At 55.1% G+C, this 272-nt stretch carries 1 rRNA gene; it reads right to left on the bottom strand.

What is annotated here, in order from left to right:
* A 16S ribosomal RNA gene (locus WFK85_RS23505) occupies nt 1-272 on the bottom strand; the annotation flags it as partial.

Raw genomic sequence — 272 nt, 5'->3', positions numbered from 1 at the left:
CCGACTTAACAAACCGCCTGCGTGCGCTTTACGCCCAGTAATTCCGATTAACGCTTGCACCCTCCGTATTACCGCGGCTGCTGGCACGGAGTTAGCCGGTGCTTCTTCTGCGAGTAACGTCAATCACCAAGGTTATTAACCTTGGTGCCTTCCTCCTCGCTGAAAGTACTTTACAACCCGAAGGCCTTCTTCATACACGCGGCATGGCTGCATCAGGCTTGCGCCCATTGTGCAATATTCCCCACTGCTGCCTCCCGTAGGAGTCTGGACCG

Source organism: Cedecea sp. VD22 (genome assembly GCF_037150195.1).
GTDB lineage: Bacteria > Pseudomonadota > Gammaproteobacteria > Enterobacterales > Enterobacteriaceae > Cedecea.
Note: the sequence above shows the minus strand (reverse complement) of the source record. Positions and strands in the feature narration are given on the sequence as shown.